This window comes from Spirochaeta lutea, assembly GCF_000758165.1.
Taxonomy (GTDB): domain Bacteria; phylum Spirochaetota; class Spirochaetia; order DSM-27196; family Salinispiraceae; genus Spirochaeta_D; species Spirochaeta_D lutea.
In genome coordinates this window covers 89,739-110,260 of the sequence record NZ_JNUP01000065.1, presented here as the reverse complement: position 1 = coordinate 110,260, position 20,522 = coordinate 89,739, and the positions used below count along the sequence as shown (strand labels likewise).

At 55.6% G+C, this 20,522-nt stretch carries 17 protein-coding genes; 11 read left to right on the top strand and 6 right to left on the bottom strand.

All coding sequences use genetic code 11. The annotated features are described in order from the left end of the window. Positions 1–16 precede the first annotated feature (16 nt). The 4 genes from DC28_RS15620 to rsmI all read right to left on the bottom strand — a co-directional run bounded on the left by DC28_RS15620 (position 17) and on the right by rsmI (position 3,287). Complete coding sequence (locus tag DC28_RS15620; protein ID WP_052078724.1) at positions 17–928, bottom strand: TrmH family RNA methyltransferase; 912 nt, start codon at positions 926–928, stop codon at positions 17–19. 13 nt (positions 929–941) lie between these two features. Then, positions 942–2,066: an iron-containing alcohol dehydrogenase gene (locus DC28_RS09610; RefSeq protein ID WP_037548030.1), complete on the bottom strand. Its 1,125-nt coding sequence runs from the start codon at positions 2,064–2,066 to the stop codon at positions 942–944. Positions 2,067–2,244: 178 nt separating this feature from the next. Next, positions 2,245–2,532: a flagellar biosynthesis anti-sigma factor FlgM gene (locus DC28_RS09605; RefSeq protein WP_037548029.1), complete on the bottom strand. Its 288-nt coding sequence runs from the start codon at positions 2,530–2,532 to the stop codon at positions 2,245–2,247. 50 nt (positions 2,533–2,582) lie between these two features. After that, entirely contained in the window at positions 2,583–3,287 is a 705-nt protein-coding gene (rsmI, locus tag DC28_RS09600) for a 16S rRNA (cytidine(1402)-2'-O)-methyltransferase (protein ID WP_037548335.1), read from the bottom strand. A gap of 40 nt (positions 3,288–3,327) precedes the next feature. On the opposite strand from rsmI, the gene DC28_RS09595 reads away from it, so the two are divergent. From DC28_RS09595 to DC28_RS09575, 5 genes are all read left to right on the top strand, one after another. Beyond that, positions 3,328–3,834 (top strand): hypothetical protein, encoded by a 507-nt coding sequence (locus tag DC28_RS09595; protein WP_037548028.1) that lies wholly within the window; start codon positions 3,328–3,330, stop codon positions 3,832–3,834. A gap of 86 nt (positions 3,835–3,920) precedes the next feature. Next, positions 3,921–5,738 (top strand): aspartate--tRNA ligase, encoded by a 1,818-nt coding sequence (aspS, locus tag DC28_RS09590; protein WP_052078723.1) that lies wholly within the window; start codon positions 3,921–3,923, stop codon positions 5,736–5,738. 145 nt (positions 5,739–5,883) lie between these two features. Further along, positions 5,884–7,056 (top strand): phosphoglycerate dehydrogenase, encoded by a 1,173-nt coding sequence (locus DC28_RS09585; RefSeq protein ID WP_342585333.1) that lies wholly within the window; start codon positions 5,884–5,886, stop codon positions 7,054–7,056. Between the two features lie 293 nt (positions 7,057–7,349). Further along, entirely contained in the window at positions 7,350–9,188 is a 1,839-nt protein-coding gene (locus DC28_RS15615) for an ATP-binding protein (protein WP_052078722.1), read from the top strand. A 69-nt stretch (positions 9,189–9,257) separates the two neighbouring features. Beyond that, positions 9,258–10,298 carry a peptidylprolyl isomerase gene (locus DC28_RS09575; protein ID WP_408020233.1) on the top strand — a complete coding sequence of 347 codons (1,041 nt, stop codon included), beginning with the start codon at positions 9,258–9,260 and terminating at the stop codon, positions 10,296–10,298. 12 nt (positions 10,299–10,310) lie between these two features. On the opposite strand, the gene DC28_RS16850 is transcribed toward DC28_RS09575, so the two are convergent. Continuing rightward, on the bottom strand, positions 10,311–10,439 hold the full coding sequence (locus DC28_RS16850) for a hypothetical protein (protein ID WP_280938012.1): 129 nt from the start codon (positions 10,437–10,439) through the stop codon (positions 10,311–10,313). A 288-nt stretch (positions 10,440–10,727) separates the two neighbouring features. Here DC28_RS16850 and DC28_RS09570 point away from each other — a divergent pair, with 288 nt between their 5' ends. The 6 genes from DC28_RS09570 to DC28_RS09545 all read left to right on the top strand — a co-directional run bounded on the left by DC28_RS09570 (position 10,728) and on the right by DC28_RS09545 (position 18,072). Next, complete coding sequence (locus DC28_RS09570) at positions 10,728–12,569, top strand: ABC transporter substrate-binding protein (protein ID WP_037548026.1); 1,842 nt, start codon at positions 10,728–10,730, stop codon at positions 12,567–12,569. 143 nt (positions 12,570–12,712) lie between these two features. Beyond that, positions 12,713–13,849: an ABC transporter permease gene (locus tag DC28_RS09565; RefSeq protein ID WP_052078721.1), complete on the top strand. Its 1,137-nt coding sequence runs from the start codon at positions 12,713–12,715 to the stop codon at positions 13,847–13,849. Between the two features lie 12 nt (positions 13,850–13,861). Continuing rightward, entirely contained in the window at positions 13,862–15,256 is a 1,395-nt protein-coding gene (locus DC28_RS15610; protein ID WP_052078720.1) for an ABC transporter permease, read from the top strand. A gap of 9 nt (positions 15,257–15,265) precedes the next feature. Next, positions 15,266–16,378 (top strand): ABC transporter ATP-binding protein, encoded by a 1,113-nt coding sequence (locus DC28_RS09555; protein WP_081942108.1) that lies wholly within the window; start codon positions 15,266–15,268, stop codon positions 16,376–16,378. Beyond that, positions 16,375–17,514: an ABC transporter ATP-binding protein gene (locus DC28_RS09550; protein WP_037548025.1), complete on the top strand. Its 1,140-nt coding sequence runs from the start codon at positions 16,375–16,377 to the stop codon at positions 17,512–17,514. The genes DC28_RS09555 and DC28_RS09550 overlap by 4 nt, the downstream gene beginning before the upstream one ends. A 15-nt stretch (positions 17,515–17,529) precedes the next feature. Further along, positions 17,530–18,072 carry a hypothetical protein gene (locus tag DC28_RS09545; protein WP_037548024.1) on the top strand — a complete coding sequence of 181 codons (543 nt, stop codon included), beginning with the start codon at positions 17,530–17,532 and terminating at the stop codon, positions 18,070–18,072. Between the two features lie 114 nt (positions 18,073–18,186). On the opposite strand, the gene DC28_RS15605 is transcribed toward DC28_RS09545, so the two are convergent. Beyond that, positions 18,187–20,502, bottom strand: coding sequence for an adenylate/guanylate cyclase domain-containing protein (locus DC28_RS15605; RefSeq protein ID WP_052078719.1), 2,316 nt, complete (start codon positions 20,500–20,502; stop codon positions 18,187–18,189). Positions 20,503–20,522 lie beyond the last annotated feature (20 nt).

Sequence of the window (20,522 nt, the reverse complement as noted above, 5' to 3'; positions counted from 1 at the left end):
CCGCTCCTGGGACGGCCTAGGACCGGCATTCCCGCCACCGGGAGGCTACGATGCCGAAGCTCACCCCGACATTCAGGGACCCCTTGCGGCCCGACATACCGATACTTACCACCGGTCCCAAGGCAGCACACCCGGGGGAAACCCCCAGCTCCTCCGAGCCGAGAATAACCAGGCACCGGGGAGGCAGCACCGTCCTGGTGTAGTCCGTCCCCCCGGTTTCAAGCACCAGAACCGAAAGCTCCTCATCCCGGCAGTAGCTCGGGATATCTTCCGGGGCAAGTACCCTCCAGGGAATCCAATCCACACTGCCCATACTGGAACGATCAACCCGCTTCGTGCCCGGCTGGGGGCAACGGGGGCTGAGCAGCACCCGGGATACCCCCATGGCATCGCAGGTCCTGAAAATACTACCCACGTTGAAGGGGCTCCGCAGATCCTCCAGGTACACCTGTATCTCCGGTTCCCGGGACCCGGCATTCCCCTCGGAGGTGCTGATGGGCTGCCCCGTTTCCCCGGGTGAACGGGTTTCCGGGCCGACCCGGGTGTGCCCGGGATAGTACCTGGGATCAGGTACTGGGTCTGCATCCGCCCCGATGGTATCCGGACTATCCAGATCCCATTCCCCCAGGGGCACCCCCAGGGCGGCTTCTAGGCTTAACACCCCCTGGTGACAGAGCCGGGATACCCGAGCTCCGGATTCATGGGGGGTTTGCAAGGCCCGGAGGCAAGCCGCGAGAATTTCATCCAGGTCGGCGATTGCCCCCGGGGCCCCCGCCCGGCCGGCTTCCAGGACCACTGATGCCTGGCGGGCATACACCCCGTCGAGCCCGGCCCCTCGGGCGGCAGACCGCAGTTCCAGGAGAATTTTACGGAGCTTACGCAGTTGGTGTTCATCGTCGAGGGTTAGGAATTTTCGGGGAGAAATCATACCGATTCGCCGGTCAAAAGGCCGATTTTGCCAATTCGTAGAGCTCTGCCTCACTCAACCGGAAGGGGGCTGTCTTGAGGTAGGGCAGATCCATGGCAAAGGCGCAGTCCTCGCCCAGATCTCCCAGGGAAAGGTTAAGGTCTCTGAGACGGGTGGGAATGTTCAGTTGTCCGAGGATACGGCGCAGAGCCCCGGAGGCCAGGGGAGCGACCTCCTCAACAGGCCTGCCTATCACATCCTCGCCAAGACAACCGGCAATCCTCGCGACCCTGGGGGCTTCGCTCTCCTGATAAAGGTCCACTATATGGGGAAGTAACACGGCGCTGACCCAGGATTTAGGAACCTTATGCCGGCTATTGATCACATAACTCAGAGCCCCCCCGGGACCCTGGCCGGCCCGCCCGAGCCCCAGGGCCGAAAGCATCCCGGCCTCGCTGCCCCTCAGCCGTGCCCGGGAGTCGTCAGCCATCCGTACGTAAATGGAAAGGGATTGGTAGAGCTTCTCAATAGCAGCAGTCAGGTGTATTTCAGCTAAAAAATCAGCATCCTCGGACAGATACCCCTCAATGCTCGCCAGCAAAATGTCCAGGAGGGCGACGGCGAAATACTTATTGGATAGACTTTGGGTGAGGCTTGGATCAACGATCACCCCGCTTACCAGCCCCCTGGTCAGGGGAAAAATCCGGGGCAAACCGCTATTGGCATCGGTGAGGACCGATTCGTTTCTGAACATAAAGTGATTTCTACAGGATGTGGGGATTTCAATGTACCTGCCCCCGGAGCCTCCCCCTCGGGACCGGCCGAAAAAGGCCTGCTCGGCGGCATACCGCGCCACTGCGAGTACCCGCATGCCCCCCAACCCGATAACGGTCTGGGGTTTGCTTGCGGTAATCAGGGACGCCGCCTCCTCCCCCGCCACGGTACTTACCCCCGGGGGCAACTCGCTGTACACGATGGAATCAACCCCGGATTCATCGAGAATCTCCCGAAGACGCTGGAGGTGATCCTCGGTCTGCATGGCCGGCTCGGTAACGATGACAGCCCTATTCCCCCGGGCGGCCGCTCGGGGACCGGCACTCAGGAGGGCGTCTGTGCCGAATACAATGCCTGCAGGTAATTCGAGGGTAGAAAAGGACATGAATCAACTGCCTCCTTGCTGGGTACCAATACCATTTCTTAGAAACAAAAACGGAACACCGGCGCAACAGGGTCTTGCCGGTTGCCGGTATGACTGCCATATGAAAAAAGGAGGCTCAGGGCCTCCTTTGTATTGTACGCATTCACGAACAACTTGTCGAATCATTCTGCTGTCGGGGTTACTCGATACCGAAGAGTTCCAGTAAGCGGTCAGCCACCTCGTCGATCATCTTTTCATCAATATAGGAAGGATCCTGGAGTTTCTTTTTTATCTCGTCAACCTTGTCAGCCCGGATATCATCGGCCTCGCGCACCGCCCGGTCAAGCTTTAAGAGCTCAGCCTTCGTACGGGCCTCGTTGGAAACCGACACCGAATCGGATTGGTTCTCCCGCTGTACCCGTTGAGTCTTCTGGTTTTTGTTGTACGTAGATATGGGATCTAATGGACCAAGACGCTCGATACTCATTCTACATCCTTCCTTTCTCACTAACACTATCGGCAACTACTAGGCAAAAGTTAAGCGTTTTCGTTCCCATCCTCAACCGAAGGGCTTGAACCGGATATAACCAGTGCAAACTCACCCTTTATTGTACTACGGCTGGCAAAATCTTCAAAGGCCTCCCGGGCGGTAGCACCGAGAATCTCCTCGAAACTTTTTGTAAGCTCCCGGCCGATGACAACCGGCCGTTCGGGATCCAAATCCGCTAAATCACCCAGGAGCTTTACGATCCTAAAGGGCGATTCGTAGATAATACAATTGTCGCCCGTATTCAGAAGTTCCTGTAGCTGTTTTTTTCTCCGCCCGGCCTTTGGCGACAGGAATCCGTCAAAAATGAGCCGCCTTCCGGAAAATCCGCTGACCGATGCAATACTCGTCAGGGCGCTCGCCCCGGGTATGGGTACCACCGGGAATCCTGCCTGCCGTACCCGGCGGACCAGAACGGTGCCGGGGTCGCTGATACCCGGGGTTCCTGCGTCGCTCACATAGGCAATGCTGCGGCCTTGCTCCAATTCCTGGATGATGCGCTGGGCGCTTCTGTCTTCGTTATGGCCATGGCAGCTGATCATGGGTTTTGAGATGGTATAGTGATTCAACAGCCGTAGACTGTGCCGGGTGTCTTCCGCGGCTATGATATCCACCGAGCGAAGTACCTCCAGGGCACGGATGGTTATATCTCCAAGATTTCCAATGGGTGTTCCCACAATAAAGAGTTGCGCCATGAACCCAGTGTAGGGTATTTTTACGCGAGGGAAAAGCCGCATGGAATACACCGTCATCATCCTTTTGGGAATCCTAATAATCATCCTCATTGCAAGTATTATCCGCTTGGGCGGGAGAAACTTCACCCAATTAGCGGATGCCATGGCTGATATGTCCCGGCAGAATTTTAAGGTTCTCCGACCCTGTCCGCTCTGTAAATCCCTGCTGAAACCCGGAGAAAAGGTCCGCATGAAGGTCTTTACCGCCCCGTCACCCAAAAAAAAGTCAACCCAGGGCACCAAGGCTGCCATGGGTATCCAGGACAGCCTGGTGCATATCTACGGCTGTCCCTACTGTGATGAACGCTCCGGACCCGCCGACCTTGGACCGGAGGAAAGCCGGGCGGAGATTATTCCCTTTGGAAAAGCAACCCCGGACCGCAGATGTCCGGCGTGTAAGGCTGTCCTCAGAAAAACCGATTATGTGGTGGCCAGAATGTTCGAGCAGGAGGGGAAAAAGCCCCATCTCCATGTCTTGGGCTGTACCCGTTGTCGGTCGGGCCTGTAAATCACCCTAAAAAAGAACCCCCAGGTTAGTTTTTGTGATGACTCCTGCCCTTGAAGTTCCAATGGTGCAAGTGCTATTGTTGGCCCATGGAAGCACATAAACGTACTGTTACCTGCGGTCAGCTTCGGACTGAGGATGCAGGGAAGCAGGTTGTACTCAATGGATGGGTTCACCGCCACCGTGACCACGGCGGAGTTATCTTCATTAATCTCCGGGACCGCTACGGAATTACCCAGGTTGTAGTGGATGAACACGCGGCTCCCCAGCTCCGGGAGACTGCCGAAGAATTGAAATTTGAATACTGTATTGCCGTTACCGGAACCGTTCAGGCCAGACCGGATTCCATGGTCAACTCCGAAATGAACACCGGAGGCATTGAGGTCATCGCGGAACATATTACCATCCTGTCCCGATGCGCTACCCTGCCCTTCATGATCGACGAGAAGGCCCAAACCAATGAAGATCTGCGGCTCAAATACCGCTACCTGGACCTTCGGACCGGCTCCATGCAGAAGAAGATCTCCCTCCGAAGCCAGGTCATGTTTAGGACCCGGGAATACCTCACCAACCAGGGATTCCTGGAGATAGAAACCCCCACCATGATCCGCTCCACCCCCGAGGGGGCCCGGGACTTTTTGGTTCCCAGCCGGATCAGCAAGGGACGGTTCTACGCCCTTCCCCAGAGTCCCCAGCTCTTTAAACAGATTCTGATGGTCTCAGGTTTCGATAAGTACTTTCAACTAGCCCATTGCTTCCGGGACGAAGACCCCCGGGGCGACCGTCAACCCGAACACACCCAGATTGATATGGAAATGAGCTTCGTCGACCAGGAGGATGTCTTTGCCCTGGTAGAGGGCCTCATGGCGCATATTTTTAAGAATACCATGGGCCTGGATTTGCCCCTGCCCTTCCAGCGACTGCCCTATGAAGAGGCCATGGACCGCTTCGGTTCGGATAAGCCGGATCTGCGCTTCGACCTCGAGATGAAAGACGCTGCCTTCATGGGACAGGATACCGATTTCAAGGTCTTCTCCGGGGTTCTGGAACGGGGCGGCGCCATCCGGGCCCTGGTGGTGCCCGGCAAAGCAGAATACAGCCGGAAACAGATCTCAGACCTCGAGGATGTAGCAAAGACCTACCATGCCAAGGGGCTTGCCTGGCTAAAGGTAACCGATGACGGTTTGGACGGGGGGATTGCAAAGTTCTTCACATCCAAGGCTTCAGAAATCCGCAGCAAACTCGGCGCCCAATCCGGCGACCTGGTTCTGTTCGTGGCAGATAAAAAAACAGTGGCCAACACCGCTCTGGGAGCGGTCCGTACCCGGCTCGGAAAGGACCTAGGGCTTGCCGAACAGGGCAGCTTCCGTTTCGCCTGGATTGTGGATTTTCCCCTCTTTGAATGGAACGAGGATGAAGAAAAATGGGATGCAGCCCACCATATGTTCACCATGCCCCAAGCCCAGTATCTCGAAACCATGGAATCCGACCCGGGGAGCGTGAAGGGAAACCTCTACGACCTGGTTTGCAACGGCTACGAGCTGGCCTCGGGCTCTATCCGTATTCACGATCCACAGCTGCAGCAGCGTATCTTTAATATTGTGGGCTTTCCCGAAGAAGAAGCAAAACAGAGATTCGGATTCCTCCTGGATGCCTTCCAGTACGGCGCACCTCCCCACGGCGGAATTGCCCCAGGCCTGGACCGCCTCCTCATGATCATGACCGGAGAATCAACCATCCGGGAGGTCATGGCCTTTCCTAAAAACTCAGCCGGGCTCAGCCCCATGGACGAAAGCCCCAGTCCCGTGGAGCCAGGACAGCTCCAAGAATTGGGCCTGCAGTTTCTTCCCGGCGTCTTACGCGCCCAGGGAAACACCGATCCCGACAATACCGGGGCGGCCGACTAGGGCCCGACAATCCCGGAAGCTGCTGCCCTGGATACAGCCCTTCATCAGGCCCCGGGGTGCGCAACCCAAGAATCCACAGCCCCCCTGACGGTGCGAACCATCCGGAAGGGGGGTAACAATAAAGAGGAACAATAAAAAGGAGACGATGATGTACACCATCCAAACACTCAACGAGATAAGCGATAAGGGACTATCCCTGTTACCCAAGGATCGCTACCAGATCAGCAGCGATGCCACGGATCCGGACGGTATTATCCTGCGCTCATTCAAGATGCATGACATGGAAATGTCCGAGAGCCTGAAAGCGGTGGCGCGTGCAGGCGCAGGGGTGAACAATATTCCCCTGGATGTCTGCACCCAGAAGGGAATTGTTGTATTTAACACCCCCGGGGCAAACGCCAATTCAGTAAAAGAACTGGTGCTCACCGGCATGCTCATCTCCAGCAGAAAGATCCACGATTCCATAACCTGGAGCCAAACCCTCAAAGGAAAAGGCGCCGAGGTGGGTAAGTTGGTCGAAAAGGGAAAAAAGAATTTCGCCGGCCCCGAGATTCTCGGAAAGCGTCTGGCCGTAGTCGGCCTGGGAGCTATCGGCGTCATGGTAGCCAATGCAGCTGTAGCCCTGGGTATGGAGGTCTACGGATTTGACCCCTACATCAGCGTAGAGAGCGCATGGGGTTTGAGCCGGGCCGTAAAACGGGCAAACAGCCTCGAGGCCTGCATTGCCGATGCGGATTTTCTCACCATCCACGTTCCCCTCTTGGACTCTACCAAACACATGGTAAACGACGCCCTTCTGAACAAGGCAAAAAGCGGATTACGCCTTCTGAACTTTGCCAGGGGCGAACTCGTCGATAACCAGGCTGTCATCCGGGCCATAGAAGCCGGCAAGGTTTCAGCCTATGTCACCGATTTCCCATCCGACGAACTACTCGGTGTGGACGGGGTCATACCCATCCCTCACCTTGGCGCATCAACCCCCGAGGCAGAGGAAAACTGTGCCATCATGGCCGCTCAGGAGCTTGCGATGTTCCTTGAGACCGGAAACATCAAAAACTCCGTAAACTTCCCCGACTGCCAGATGGATTTCACCGGAAATACCCGGCTTCTCATCGCCAACAAGAACATCCCCAACATGGTCGGACAGATTACCACCATCCTCGCCGAGGAAAGCATCAACATCGCCGATATGATCAATAAACATAGGGGCGAGGTTGCATATAACATCATCGACCTGGACGGGACCATCAGCGATGCCGCGCTGGGGAGAATCCGCTCCATCGAGGGCATTCTCATGACCCGGGTGCTTACCCGCTAACCCTTCCATTGTGCGCAAAAGGTTGTAAACGACATCAGATATAGCGGAGCAGTTTATAATCCCACCCATGGGTTGTGTCTCCGAGGTGCAATGTTACAAGCTTTTGCGCACTATATACCCCTTCAAGATACCCAGTATCAGCCCCCGGTTCTCAGAGACCGGGGGCCTTTTTTGGGCCGCGGTCTGGGACGACAGGGCCTACCACGACTGGGTTTGTTAACCTGCCCGACCCATTGCCTAGTGCGTCCAAGGAACATGTTACATTGTTTTGTCCACTAGGCTACACTTACACCATGAACTCCCGTATCCGCCGGTTTCTTTCCAACAGCAACGTCCTGGATCCCGACGACAGGCGAAAATCAGAATTACGGATGCAGCGTGTCAGACTCCTCATTTTTGCCGGGCTGTTCCTCTATGAGCTAGTATTCTGGTACCGCCGTCTACCCCTGCCCGATCCGTATACAACCCAACGGATCATCTACGCCCTCGGCATGCTGATCTACCTGCCCATCATGCCCATCATCTGCTATTTGCGTCACCGTAAAAACCGTGAATTCCCGGGAAGCCTCTTTCATCCCTTTCTCAGCATAGACATCATACTCATTGCCAGCCTCGGGCTATTGCTGCCTGCCGAAATCCCCCGGCTCATCATCCTGTACCTGTTTATTCCCCCCTTTCTCCTTTTACCAAGCCTGCTCCTCCGATCATCCTTGAGCATCACGGCAGGGATAACCGGGGGCCTATCCTTCGGACTGGTGCTCTCCTACCTCTCCCGGAGTGAGCAACTTCCCCGGGAGCCCCAGTGGATATTCCTCTTTGTCTTCTCCTGCGCCATCCTGGCCCTCCAGGGACTGATCATCGCCTCCCTCATCGATTCCAACCGTATGCGATACCTCCGGGTCCTGGGATACCAAAACATGCTCCGCCGCCAGCGGGACCGACTTGAAAAAACGAAAACATCCCAACAGGAATTCTTCGCCGGAATGAGCCACGAGCTGCGAACCCCCCTGAACGGTATTCTGGGAATGGCCGGACTGATCATCGAATCCAAACCCACCCAAGACCAGCATGAATACGCCCAGGGCATTCAAAACAACGCCGAGGCCCTCCTTACCCTGATAAACAACATCCTGGACCTCTCGAAGATAGAAGCAGGAAAACTCATCCCCGAATCCCGATCCTTCGACCTCAAAAAAACCATCGATCTGGTCCTCCAAACCGTCTCCCACTCAGCCTCGGGAGCGGATATCCAGGTATCCGCACGGATTCATCCCAGAGTCCCACGCTTCATCACCGGGGACCAAGGCCGCCTGATGCAAATCCTCTTCAACCTCATGGGAAACGGCGTCAAATTCACCCACCGGGGTCAGGTCGCCCTGGAAATCCACCGGGAGCCCGTCTCAGCCGACTTCCCAGAGCCCACCCTCTCCTTCCGGATCAGCGACACCGGACCGGGAATCCCACCCGAGCAATTGAGTCAAATCTTCGAAAAGTATTCTCAATTTTATGGTGATTCCCATGCCCGTCAGCAGCGCAGCACCCCCAGCGGCACCGGTTTAGGCCTCGCAATCACCAAAGAACTGGTTCAGCTTTTAGGAGGCAGCATCACCGTTTCCAGCACCCCCGGAACCGGCTCGGTGTTTACCGTGTATCTGCCCCTAGGCGAACAAACCGCATCCTTGCAGCACCTCGCCGGCTCAAACCAGACCGAACTCTTCGACCTGGAAAGCCAATCCATTCTCCGGGTCCTCATCGTGGACGATAATCCCGGCAACCGGCGGATACTGGAACGGATGGTCACCCGCTACGGAGCTACCCCCTATGTTGCGGCTTCCGGCAGAGAGGCCGTGGATATCTTCAAACAGCAGCCCATCGACCTCGCCATCATTGACTACCAAATGCCCGGATATTCGGGGGTTGAGACAGCCCAAGAAATCCGAACCCTCGAAACCCTCCTCAAACGGTCCCCGGCCCTGCTCTACCTTCTCTCGGGCCACGATCCGAGCCAGTTCAATACCAAGGACGATCCAGGCCTATCAGCCATCCAGGGGGTCCTTCAAAAACCCATCCGCATAGAAGGTGTCCGTCAATTGCTTGCCGAGGCGCGGCATTACCGCAGAAATGAAACTTGAACCCCCCATCCCCCTATGGTAGACTGCCCGCACTATTTTCATACTAGAGGAGACATAAGAATGATAAACATCCGGAAAGGATGGCGGTTGGCAATACATGCAGCCATCTTCCTCCTCGCAACAACCGTGCTGGGATGCGCGGAAGGAGGCTTTGATATGTCACAACATCCAGACGGCCTATATGCAAGAATGGATACAACCAAGGGAGACATCCTGCTCTCACTGGAATTCGAAAAAACCCCCGTTACCGTTATGAATTTTGTGGGGCTCGCCGAAGGATCCCTCGATACGGATGCCAAAAAGGGGCAGCCCTTCTATGACGGACTCACCTTTCACCGGGTCATCGACGACTTCATGATCCAAGGGGGAGACCCCAAGGGAAATGGAACTGGCGGACCGGGCTACCGGTTTCCCGATGAGTTCCACAGCCAGCTCCGCCATGACCAGCCGGGAATTCTCTCTATGGCGAATTCCGGTCCGAATACCAACGGATCTCAGTTCTTTATAACCCATGTGCCGACTCCCTGGCTGGATGACAAACACTCCGTTTTCGGCCGCGTAGTGGAAGGCATGGATGTCGTAAACGCCATTGAACAGGGCGATTCCATCAATACCCTGGAGATTATCCGGAAGGGCGAGGCGGCCGAAAACTTCCAGGTTACCCAGGAGCTATTCGATCAGGAACTTCAAAATGCTGCGGAGCGCCAGGCAGCCTACCAGCAGGAACAGCAGGAGGCGGACCGTAAACGTGCCGAAGCCATTATTCCCGATGCCCAGGTGGATTCCAACGGTATCCGCTACAAGATCACCCAGGAAGGAAGCGGCAGCTCTCCAGACCCCGGCCAGACTGTCCGCGTTCATTACACCGGGGCCTTTTTAGACGGCCGAGTATTCGACACCAGCCAGCAGCGCGGCCCAGCAGAATTCCCCATCGGAGTAGGACGGCTGATCCCCGGCTGGGACATCATGGTGCCCCAGATGAAGGTCGGCGAGAAACGTATCTTCGTTCTTCCCCCGGAGTTCGCCTACGGCGATCAGGGAGCAGGCGGGGTCATCCCACCGGGAGCATACCTCTACTTTGAGATCGAACTCCTGGATATTGTCGAGTAATATCGCCGCGGCTCATTCATCCCTGAATGAGCCGTCTTCCACATAGCGCCGGTACCCCAGGACATGGGCAGCCGGCACTCCTACAACGGGGCGGTGGGTATCCGCAGCGGCTTGGGCAAGCAGCAGGCTTGACCGAGACATGGTGGATACCCGTCAGTTGTCCGAAGTTGCGAAGCAACGCAGGACAGCTGGCGGGCTTGCCCGCCGCCCCGTTTTCCAAAACTGTTTCGCAATTTTGGAAAACTCTTGCATAAGCGTCTGATGCGGAAGATCCTCGAACGCCCGGATGCCTTAGTCCGGGCGTTTTCTTACGTTTTTGTAGTCTCTTTTTTCATTTCTAACACAATGGTAAATTTTCTATCCAAAAATATTGCAGGAACGCCTGGATCGTAATACAGTGAATAGATAGACAATTCAAAGGAGGCTATGATGAATAGGTTTTTCCTTTTCGCGCTTATTGCGCTCATGGTTCTGACCCCTGTATTTGCAGGCGGTTCCTCAGAACCCGCACCCCAAGGTCCCACCCAGACCGAGGAAGTAGCTGAGGAGGCACCCAGGGAGGAAGTTGCCCAGACACGTCAGCCCGTCGCACCCGGGCTTACCATACCCGTCCATGAGGGATGGGAAATCGGAAAAAAAGGTGGACGGCTTGTAATTTCCCAGCTTGGCGCTGGACCCAAGACCTTCAACTTCGCCCTGGCAGAAGAAACCAGCTCAACGGATGTTACCGAACGGCTGTTTACGCCCCTGACCCGGAGAAATCAGATGACTCTGGAATGGGAGGGCGCAGCAGCTGAAAGCTGGACCTTCTCGGATGATCAGAAGTCCATCACCGTAAAGGTTCGCCGCGGTATGCAATGGTCCGACGGAGAACCCGTTACCGCCCGGGACTGGGTAGAAACCGTAAATAAGATTATCTACGATGAAAATATTCAGACTTCCACCCGGGATTCTCTAACGGTAAATGGTGTTCCTTCCAAATGGGAACTCATCGATGAGTATACCCTGAAGGTAACCCTGGACACCGTATACGCCGGTGTCATGAATATGCTCAACGTATACAGCCTGCCCATGCACATCGTTGGCCCCCTCTACGATGAGGGCGGTGCCGACGCGGTAAACACCCTTTGGGGTGTTGATTCGGATCCCACTGAGATTCCAAGCTCAGGCCCCTGGGTTATCTCCGAACATGTTCCCGCTCAGCGGACCACCTTCAAACCGAACCCCCTCTACTGGGAGAAGGATGCCAACGGCACCCGACTGCCCTACCTGAACGAAATGGTATACATCTATACCCCCGATCAGGATACCCAGCTTCAGCAGTTCATCTCCGGACAGACAGACTTCTACGTTGCCCGTGGTCAGGACTACTCCACCCTGGTAGACGCTAAGGATCAGGTAGGCTTTAATATCTACGAGGTCGGCCCGGCTACCGCAACCAACTTCATTACCTTCAATCAGAATCCCATTGAAGGACCCGATGATTTGGGAATCTCCGAGCCCCAGTTGACCTGGCTCTCCAACAAAACCTTCCGGACCGCCATCGCTCACCTGATTGACCGGGAATCCTTGATCAACAACATTGAATTCGGTTTCGGGTATCCCCAATACAGCTTCGTTCCCCGGTTTAGTCCCTACTACTGGGATGGGGTTGACGATGCGGCCCCCCACTATGATCCCATCCGGGCTGCCGAACTCTTGGACGAAATTGGCTACACCGATAGAGATGGGGACGGCTGGAGGGAAGATCCCGACGGGAATACCATATCCCTGGAATTCATTACCAACTCCGGCAACAGAACCCGGGAAGCCATCGGTACGGCCATCGCCCAGGAAGCTGCAGATGTGGGAATCCGGTTGAATTTCCGTCCCATCGACTTCAATGTTCTGGTAGGCCAGCTTACCGAAACCTATGACTGGAACCTGATTCTTATCGGACTTACCGGTTCCATCGACCCCATATCCGGCGCCAATGTGTATCCCTCCTACGGGAACCTGCACATGATCGAGCCGAACCAGGAAAGTCCCCGGCGCGACTGGGAAAAGGCCGTGGATGAGGCATGGATTGAGGCCAATAACACCGTACAAGAAGCTCAGCGCATCAGCGGTTACGAAAAGATCCAGCGGATCTGGGCCGATGAGCTGCCCTGGGTGTACACCTACAACCTGCTCGTGCTGGAGGCCTACAACAGCAAACTGGGTAACGTAAAACCACACCCCACAGAAGATTATGACTGGGAAGGTCTTACCGCCCGACTCTATGTAAAATAAGAATCTGCATTACTACGCCGGCCCTTCGGGGCCGGCGGTTTTACCTGGACAACCCGCTGGACACCATGCGTCCGGGCTCTCCAGGTAAAACCGGAAGCGCTGCCTCAGGCTGCTTCCGACCTCATGTTTTATAAGGACGATCTATGAATATACTGAATCGTATCGACTGGCGTCTGACCTTTATCCTGGATGTACTGTTTGCGGTGTTCCTCATTGCCACGGGCACATCCTGGCTAGGGGCAATCGTTATTACCGAAATTCTGTTTTGGTTGGTCCGGCTTCTGTGGATAAGCCAAGCCATGCTCCGGTTTATCCTCAGGCGGCTCCTACATATGATACCCATCGTGTTAGCCGTTCTGGCTATCGGATTCCTGCTCATCCAGTTAGCACCCGGGGATATGTTCACCCAGATGCAGCTGCGGCCCGATATGAACCAGGGCGATCTAGAAACCTTCCGCAGACAATTCGGTTTGGATCAACACTGGTTTATTCAGTTCGTTCTCTATCTCTGGAACGCCATCCGGGGAAACTTCGGCTTATCCATTACCTTCCGGGCGCCGGTATTTGCTCTGGTGAGCCAACGGGCCTTCAACACCATCCTGCTGAGCATGACTGCCCTCATTTTTTCCTGGGGCATGAGCATCCCCATGGGAATAATCGCAGCGACAAAACAGTATAAATGGCAGGACCAGGTAATTTCTGTGTTTGCCTTCTTCGGTCTTGCTATACCGAACTTCTTCCTGGCCTTTCTACTCCAGTACGTCATTACCACTACATCCACCCCTCCGGGCACATGGCTTCCTATCGCGGGAATGATGAGTATAGACCATGGGAGTCTCAGTGCCGTGGGGAGATTTTTCGATGTAGCACGGCACATGATACTCCCGGTAATAGTCTTGGGTACCGCTGGTATGGCAACCCTTACCAGGATCATGCGGGCAAATATGCTGGACATAATGAACCAGCAATACATCGTAACCGCCCGGGCCAAGGGGCAGAGTGAACGGGTCGTAGTATACCGACATGCCCTGCGGAACGCCATCAATCCCATGATAACCATCCTGGGATTTCAGATTGCCAACGTTATGTCCGGTGCGGCGCTGACCGAGGTCGTTCTATCCTGGCCCGGTTTGGGCAGCCTGATTCTATCGGCCATCACGAGTCAGGACCTGTATCTGGTAGTAGGCAGTCTTCTGTACAGTTCGGTGCTGCTGGTTGTCGGAAACCTCATCGCCGATATCCTGCTTGCCGTGGTTGACCCCCGGGTCAGAATCGCCTAAGGAGTAACAGCTATGAGCACAACCAACGAAACTTTGCTCCGAGAGGGCATTACAGAAAAACCCGAATCCCTCTGGTCACACTACATCCGCCGGTTCCGGAAACACAGCCTAGGCAAGATCGGCTTGGTTATCCTTCTGGTACTGTATTTAGGCGCGCTTTTCGCGGATTTTATTTCACCCTACACCATGACTTGGGGAGATAAAACCAAGCCCTATCACCAACCCTCGGATATTCAGCTCATGTACGATGGTCCCCAAGGGCGGCAGTTCAAACCCTTTACGTATGAGTACAAGATAACCAACATTGCCCTGCGCACCTATGAACCCGTGCCCGAACATACCATCCGGGCCATATCCCGAGAATCCCGAGTGGGGGTTAACGGCCTCCGGGTGGTGGCTGACGAGGATAGCCAAGCCCGCCGGGCCTCCTCTGTGCTCCTGGCTGTAACGCGCCAATACCGCCTTGGAACCTCGGACCCGGCGGTTTCCATCCTCCGGGAGGCGCTTCAGGATCTGGAACATGATCCGGATCCGGATGCCAGGCGGTTAGTAGATCTCGGCCCGTCAACCACCGAAGGGGGACAACAGATCCCGCGGCAGATATTGTTAGCCAAGGGGAACAAAAACTTTCTCCGGTTCTTCAACCAAGGAATCATCTACAGTTTCTTCGGAATTCCTACCCGGACCCACCTCTTCGGTTCGGAAACCGGGGGCTACTTTCCCATAGGAACCGACGCCACCGGACGGGATCTGGCTTCCCGGCTGCTTCACGGATCGCGGATTTCTCTGAGCGTCGGTATTCTTGGAGCAATGATTACCATCATCTTGGGGCTGCTTATCGGCGGTCTTGCCGGGTACTTCGGCGGTTGGATTGATAATATTCTTATGCGGTTTACCGAGGTACTGATCTCCATCCCCCAGCTCTACCTGTTATTTGCCCTGCGTGCAGCCCTGCCCAGCGATTTATCATCGGTTCAGGTGTATTTGATTATCGTGCTGATCCTCAGCTTTATCGGCTGGTCGAACGTTGCCCGTATCATTCGCGGTCAGGTACTCTCCATTAAAAACGAGGATTTTGTACTCAGCGCCAGAACCATGGGGCTCAGTCAGTTTAAAATCATCCTCCGCCACGTATTACCCAGTACCTTTTCCTACGTAATAATCCAGTCTACCCTGAGCATTCCGGGCTATATCCTGGGTGAATCGGCTCTGAGTCTGCTGGGACTGGGTATCAGCGAACCCCAATCGAGCTGGGGACTCATGCTGGCGGTAGGAAGAAACTTCCGGGTGGTCCGGGATTTTCCCTGGGTCCTCATTCCGGGTTTCTTTATCTTCCTGTCGATTCTGGCTTGGAACTTCTTCGGCGATGGGATCAGAGACGCCTTGGATCCAAAAAGCAAACATTAAGAGGAACTTATGAGTGATGTACTATTAGATATACAGGATCTGCGAACCTATTTCTTCCTCCCGGGATACGCCGTCCGGGCGGTTGACGGGGTTAGCTTCAGCATCTCCCAGGGAGAAACCCTGGGAATTGTAGGGGAATCAGGTTGCGGTAAAAGCCAAACCTCCATGTCTATCATGGGGCTTGTTCCCGATCCTCCCGGCAAAATTGTTGGAGGATCCATCAATTTTCAGGGACGAGATCTCCTCTCCCTAAACCAAGAGGCCATGAGAAAGGTCCGGGGCAACGACATTTCCATGATATTCCAAGAGCCCATGACAAGCCTGAATCCGGTGTTCACCATAGGATTTCAGATAGCTGAGGTTCTCATGCTCCACCGGGATATGTCACCCAAGGAGGCGGAGGCGGAGGCAGCCCATCTCCTGGCCATGGTGGGAATCTCGGATCCCCATGAACGCCTCAAAGAATATCCCTTCCAGCTATCCGGCGGCCTGCGCCAGCGGGTCATGATAGCCATAGCCATGGCCTGCCAGCCCCAGCTCCTCATTGCGGACGAACCCACCACGGCCTTGGATGTCACCATTCAAGCCCAGATCCTCCGGCTCATGCGCAGTCTTCAGCTGGAAAAAAACATGGCGACCATGTTTATTACCCATGACCTGGCGGTTATCGCCAGTTTTACCGAGCGGGTCATCGTGATGTACTCCGGTGTTGTGGTAGAAGACAGCCCGGTACGTGATATTTTTCGGAAAGCATTGCATCCCTACACCCAGGGCCTCCTGGGTTCAATCCCCGTGCTGAACGAGGCCAAGCGGGACGACCAGGGCAAACGGCGCCACCTCTATACGATTCCCGGCACCCTACCGGATCCCAAACGCTTCCCCAAGGGCTGCCGGTTTGCATCCCGGTGCCCCAAGGCAATGAAAAAATGCTGGGAAGCAGAGCCGGAACTGGTTCAGATAGAAAACAATCGCAAGGTACGATGCTTCTTGTACAGCGATGAGGTGCGGGACCAGGCCACCATCACCAGTATGGAAGAGCTGGGAAAACTCGGCGGAAAAAACTGGCTCCGAGAAGTTAACCGGCGGGAGAAAAAAAATACCAAAACAGGGAGCACGGTGTGAGCGAACGAATTATAACCATACAACGGCTGAAAAAGTACTTCCCTGTGAAGGCGGGAGCGTTCTCCACCCACAACCTTACCCTCAAGGCGGTGGATGATGTATCCTTCGACCTGTATAAGGGAGAAACCCTGGGGGTTGTGGGAGAGTCCGGCTGCGGAAAGACAACGGTAGGCCGGTGCATCCTCAGGCTGTATGAACCGGATGAGGGCCGCATCTATCTCCATCCAAAACAACGTATTATTGATGAGGTAGACGCCCTGGATACCCAGAGAATCGCCCTGGAGGCAGAGCTCCGCACCCTGGAAGCAGCCCAAGGAACGGCCTCGGCCGCCCGGCACCTAAAGTCTAAGATCAAAAAACTCAAAGCTGATGCGGATGCCGCTACAGCCAATACCGACCTCCTATCCATGGATCCTAAGCACCTAAAAGCCGCACGAAAATCGGTGCAGATGATTTTCCAGGATCCCTGGGCATCCCTAAACCCCCATATGATTGTAAAAGACATCGTGGGCGAGGGGCCGAAGGAGTTCGGTATGAGTAAGGGAATGAGCCTGGACAAATGGGTCATGGAGCTCTTGGACCGGGTTGGCTTACCCCGGGCTGCAGCCAACCGCTATCCCCATGAATTTTCCGGGGGACAACGTCAACGAATCTGCATCGCCAGAGCCCTGGCCCTTACCCCTGAGGTGGTCGTCTGCGATGAGCCGGTATCCGCCCTGGATGTATCCATTCAGGCACAGATCTTAAACCTCTTGATCAGCCTTCAGGAGGATTTCGGGCTAACCTTTATGTTTGTTGCCCACGATCTTTCGGTGGTGGAATTTATCTCCGACCGCGTGATGGTTATGTACCTGGGGAAGGCCGTAGAAAAGGCTTCATCGGCCCAGCTCTACTCCAACCCCCGGCACCCCTACGCCCAGAGTCTGCTTTCCGCCGTACCGGTAGCCGATCCGGATTACCAATCAGAGGAGATTATCCTGGAAGGGGATGTGCCGAGCCCGGTGAATCCCCCCTCGGGCTGTGCCTTCCATCCCCGGTGCCTATACAAGACCGACATCTGTACAAAGGTAACCCCGGTTTTGGAGAAGAACCAGAACGGTCACCTGATCGCCTGCCATAATCCCCCCAAGGGCTGATAGGAACAGACCGCTATGATTGCAATTCACCGGACCCTCCGGGGCAGATACACTGCCTCGGGGGATTTTCAGCTCCAATCCAATCCTCTGCGTCGTGGTACTTTTTTTGCCCTGGGGGTACTGCTAGTATCCGGTCCCCTGGCTGCCCTTACCCTAGGGACCGGAGCGGATACGCTTACAGAAACAGCGAATCCCTTGGGTACGCTGCTCTACCTGGCCCTTACCCTGGTCTGTCTGGGTATAGGCCTGTATAAGAAACAGATCCGTCTCGGCCCGGACAATACCCTGGAAACAACCCACGGCCTCGGACCACTGCCCCTTCGAAGGACAAACCATGAATTGGGCACCACCCCGGTGCTCCAGGTTCTAGCCATTCAGCTCACGGCACCGGGACGGGGCCTACGCTCAGGCGGCAGATACCTGTGCAAAACCTCCCTGGTCGCCGATTCCGGCCTCGTTTTTCTGGACGAAACCACCGATTACCATGAAGCCCAGCAGCTGGGAAGGCAAATCAGCGACGCCTGGGGTATTCCTTTGGAAATTACCGAAACAAAATGATCCGCCATTCACTCACCAACCTCCCGGAAATCGGCTACACAGCCCTTGGTTGATGCTGGGCAGGTGTACCCCAAGGCAGGGCTCGCATGCGAGGGTGTAGCTGCCGGAGGAAAATCAGCCTAAATCAGAACCTTCATTCTTCAGCTCATCCCGGTATTTTTCAAGCTCAGCAAAGTCGCTGTTTTCCAGTTCCGAATAGCCGGAACGCATATCGCTGAGGTAGCTACTAAGCTGGCCAGATCGTTCCCGCAGATCCGGAAGCTCTTGGCTTCCTGTTCCCTTCAGGCGTACCAGCTCCAGCTGCACCTGCCTCAGGGAATTCATAGCACCCGACAGCTTGAGCTTCACCATCCGCCGCTCGGCCTCAAGGTCATTAAAGGCCTTCTGCTGCTTCTCGATCTGGGTAATGGATTTTTCGTATTCGGCGCGTAGGGCCTTATGGTCGGTTTGATCCCTCTGTTTTATCAACTCAGCCTTATCCCTATCCAGACTCTGGACAGAGAGATCACCCAGGAGGGAATCGATTTCCCTGTCCTTTTGGCTGAGGCTATGAATCTGATCTACATAGTCGTTCAGCAGATCCTCAAAATCATCCCCTAGGGGATTTTTTCCCTTGAACGACCCAAGCTGGGCCAGGATAACAGCCCGCATCCGTTCTGCCTCCGCCTCCTGGGGGGTGGCGTTCTCCGGAATATCCCGGGCCATACCCAGGAGCTTCTTTCGGTCCTTGCGGTCCATAAGCATCTGTACCGGAACCCCCTGATCGCGAAGATCGGCCAGCAATTGGTGTTCCTTGCTTTTGAATCCCGGCAGGTGGGTAAAAATCCCAATGGCCATACCCGCGATGGGAAATACCGACCAGGGAACCATGGGCGATGTAATGAGGTTTAACATGGCCAAAAAGAGGCTTGCTCCCAGGGAACCGAGGAAGTGACCACCCCAGCGTTCTCGGTTTTTATGGAGTTTCCGGAGCAGGCGAAGCTGAAACTTGTTCAATCCCGGCAGGGCCTTGAGCTCGGCGTTCTCCCGGCGCCGCCGGCGGATGCTTCCGATGTGACTGAGCATACCGATACCCCAGGCAGCGGCGGGGATCAGGAACCAGGGAAATCCCGGAGCCGTGGTGGTGGCCCAGATGAAGGTTAACAATCCGTTAACCCCTATGTAGGAGGCAAGATGACCCTTTAGGCCGGTCTCGCTCTTCTTCAAACTAATATCGGTCTGCTTCCGGTACTCCTGGATTATGTACTGTTCTTCGTCCTGGGGATCGCCGGTGGTTTCCAGCACCCGGTCCCACTGGCGCTCCACCTCCTTATCCCGGCGGTCGTTCTCACCGTCCGCCCGGTGCCGTGGTATGCGGTGGCGCCGGCCCCGGGGATCGTCGGCGAACCAGCTGTCCCGGTCGCGCCAGGCATTCTGAATCTCCCGGCCGACCAGCTTGGCAGCCCGCTTCAGCTCCCGGATCCCTTCTTCGAATTCCCCGTCCTGGGCTCTTCCCTGGCCGGGTGAGGAGGGACGCCCACCGCTGCCCCCGGGGGATCCGGAACTGTATTCGTACCCGGAACCGCTTCCGCGGCGGCCCTGGGGTCGGGGATTCTGGGATTCCGGGGCAAGAAACCCCTTTCGGGATAACATGGTAACGGCCGCATCCAATCCTTCGGGCAGGGGACCGTTACCGAACCACCCTCGGACCTGGGATGGGGTCAGCCGCTGGCCGGCGCGTTTGATCTCCAGGATCACCAGCTCCTTGAGCTTGGCCTCGTCCACGGTGCCGTCGGGGTTGGTGGCAGGGCCTTGGGGGGTAGCTGCAGACGACTTGTCTGCCTGGGAGGGTTTGGACGGCCGGGCATTGGAATCACCCTGATCCGAAGCCTTGGGAGCATACTCATGGTGCGGCACAGGATCGCCGGTACCGGCAGTCAGGATTTCGTATGCCCGGATCTCCCGGGTAATATTCTTGAGCTTAACATCGCCGAGCTCCCGGACCTCGGGGCCGTCGAACTTGCCCCGGGATAGGTTGTACACATCCTGACTGATGCAGATACGCCCGGGATTACACAGGGACTGCAGGCGGCTGGCGATATTGATTCCCTCGCCCAGGGCATCGTTTTCGTAAAAATAAATATCCCCCAGGTGGATTCCGATGCGGAGAATGAGTTTCTTTTCCGGATGTTCCTGGTTATACTGTTCTAAATCGCCCTGGACTGCCACGGCAAAGCGGACGGCGTTCACGGTGTTGGTAAAGTCCACCAGGAAGGCATCGCCGATGGTCTTAATGATGCTTCCCTTAAACTCATCGGTACGGCTTCGGATAAGCTGGTTGTGGTATTCCAGGAGCTGGATAGTCCCCGACTCATCCTGCTCCATCATTCGGCTAAAACCGACAATGTCGGTAAATACGATCGCCGCCAGGCGGTAGTCCTTGTGGTCCATTATTCGACAATAAAGACAGA

Bases quoted from the DNA above. Each gene is read 5' to 3' on its own strand.
- DC28_RS09610 (WP_037548030.1), bottom strand. From the start codon at position 2,066: ATGTCCTTTTCTACCCTCGAATTACCTGCAGGCATTGTATTCGGCACA.
- DC28_RS09595 (WP_037548028.1), top strand. From the start codon at position 3,328: ATGGAATACACCGTCATCATCCTTTTGGGAATCCTAATAATCATCCTC.
- DC28_RS15610 (WP_052078720.1), top strand. From the start codon at position 13,862: ATGAGCACAACCAACGAAACTTTGCTCCGAGAGGGCATTACAGAAAAA.
- DC28_RS15620 (WP_052078724.1), bottom strand. From the start codon at position 928: ATGATTTCTCCCCGAAAATTCCTAACCCTCGACGATGAACACCAACTG.
- DC28_RS15605 (WP_052078719.1), bottom strand. From the start codon at position 20,502: ATGGACCACAAGGACTACCGCCTGGCGGCGATCGTATTTACCGACATT.
- DC28_RS09585 (WP_342585333.1), top strand. From the start codon at position 5,884: ATGATGTACACCATCCAAACACTCAACGAGATAAGCGATAAGGGACTA.
- DC28_RS16850 (WP_280938012.1), bottom strand. From the start codon at position 10,439: ATGTCTCGGTCAAGCCTGCTGCTTGCCCAAGCCGCTGCGGATACCCAC.
- aspS (WP_052078723.1), top strand. From the start codon at position 3,921: ATGGAAGCACATAAACGTACTGTTACCTGCGGTCAGCTTCGGACTGAG.
- rsmI (WP_037548335.1), bottom strand. From the start codon at position 3,287: ATGGCGCAACTCTTTATTGTGGGAACACCCATTGGAAATCTTGGAGAT.
- DC28_RS09555 (WP_081942108.1), top strand. From the start codon at position 15,266: ATGAGTGATGTACTATTAGATATACAGGATCTGCGAACCTATTTCTTC.
- DC28_RS09545 (WP_037548024.1), top strand. From the start codon at position 17,530: ATGATTGCAATTCACCGGACCCTCCGGGGCAGATACACTGCCTCGGGG.
- DC28_RS09605 (WP_037548029.1), bottom strand. From the start codon at position 2,532: ATGAGTATCGAGCGTCTTGGTCCATTAGATCCCATATCTACGTACAAC.
- DC28_RS09570 (WP_037548026.1), top strand. From the start codon at position 10,728: ATGAATAGGTTTTTCCTTTTCGCGCTTATTGCGCTCATGGTTCTGACC.
- DC28_RS09565 (WP_052078721.1), top strand. From the start codon at position 12,713: ATGAATATACTGAATCGTATCGACTGGCGTCTGACCTTTATCCTGGAT.
- DC28_RS15615 (WP_052078722.1), top strand. From the start codon at position 7,350: ATGAACTCCCGTATCCGCCGGTTTCTTTCCAACAGCAACGTCCTGGAT.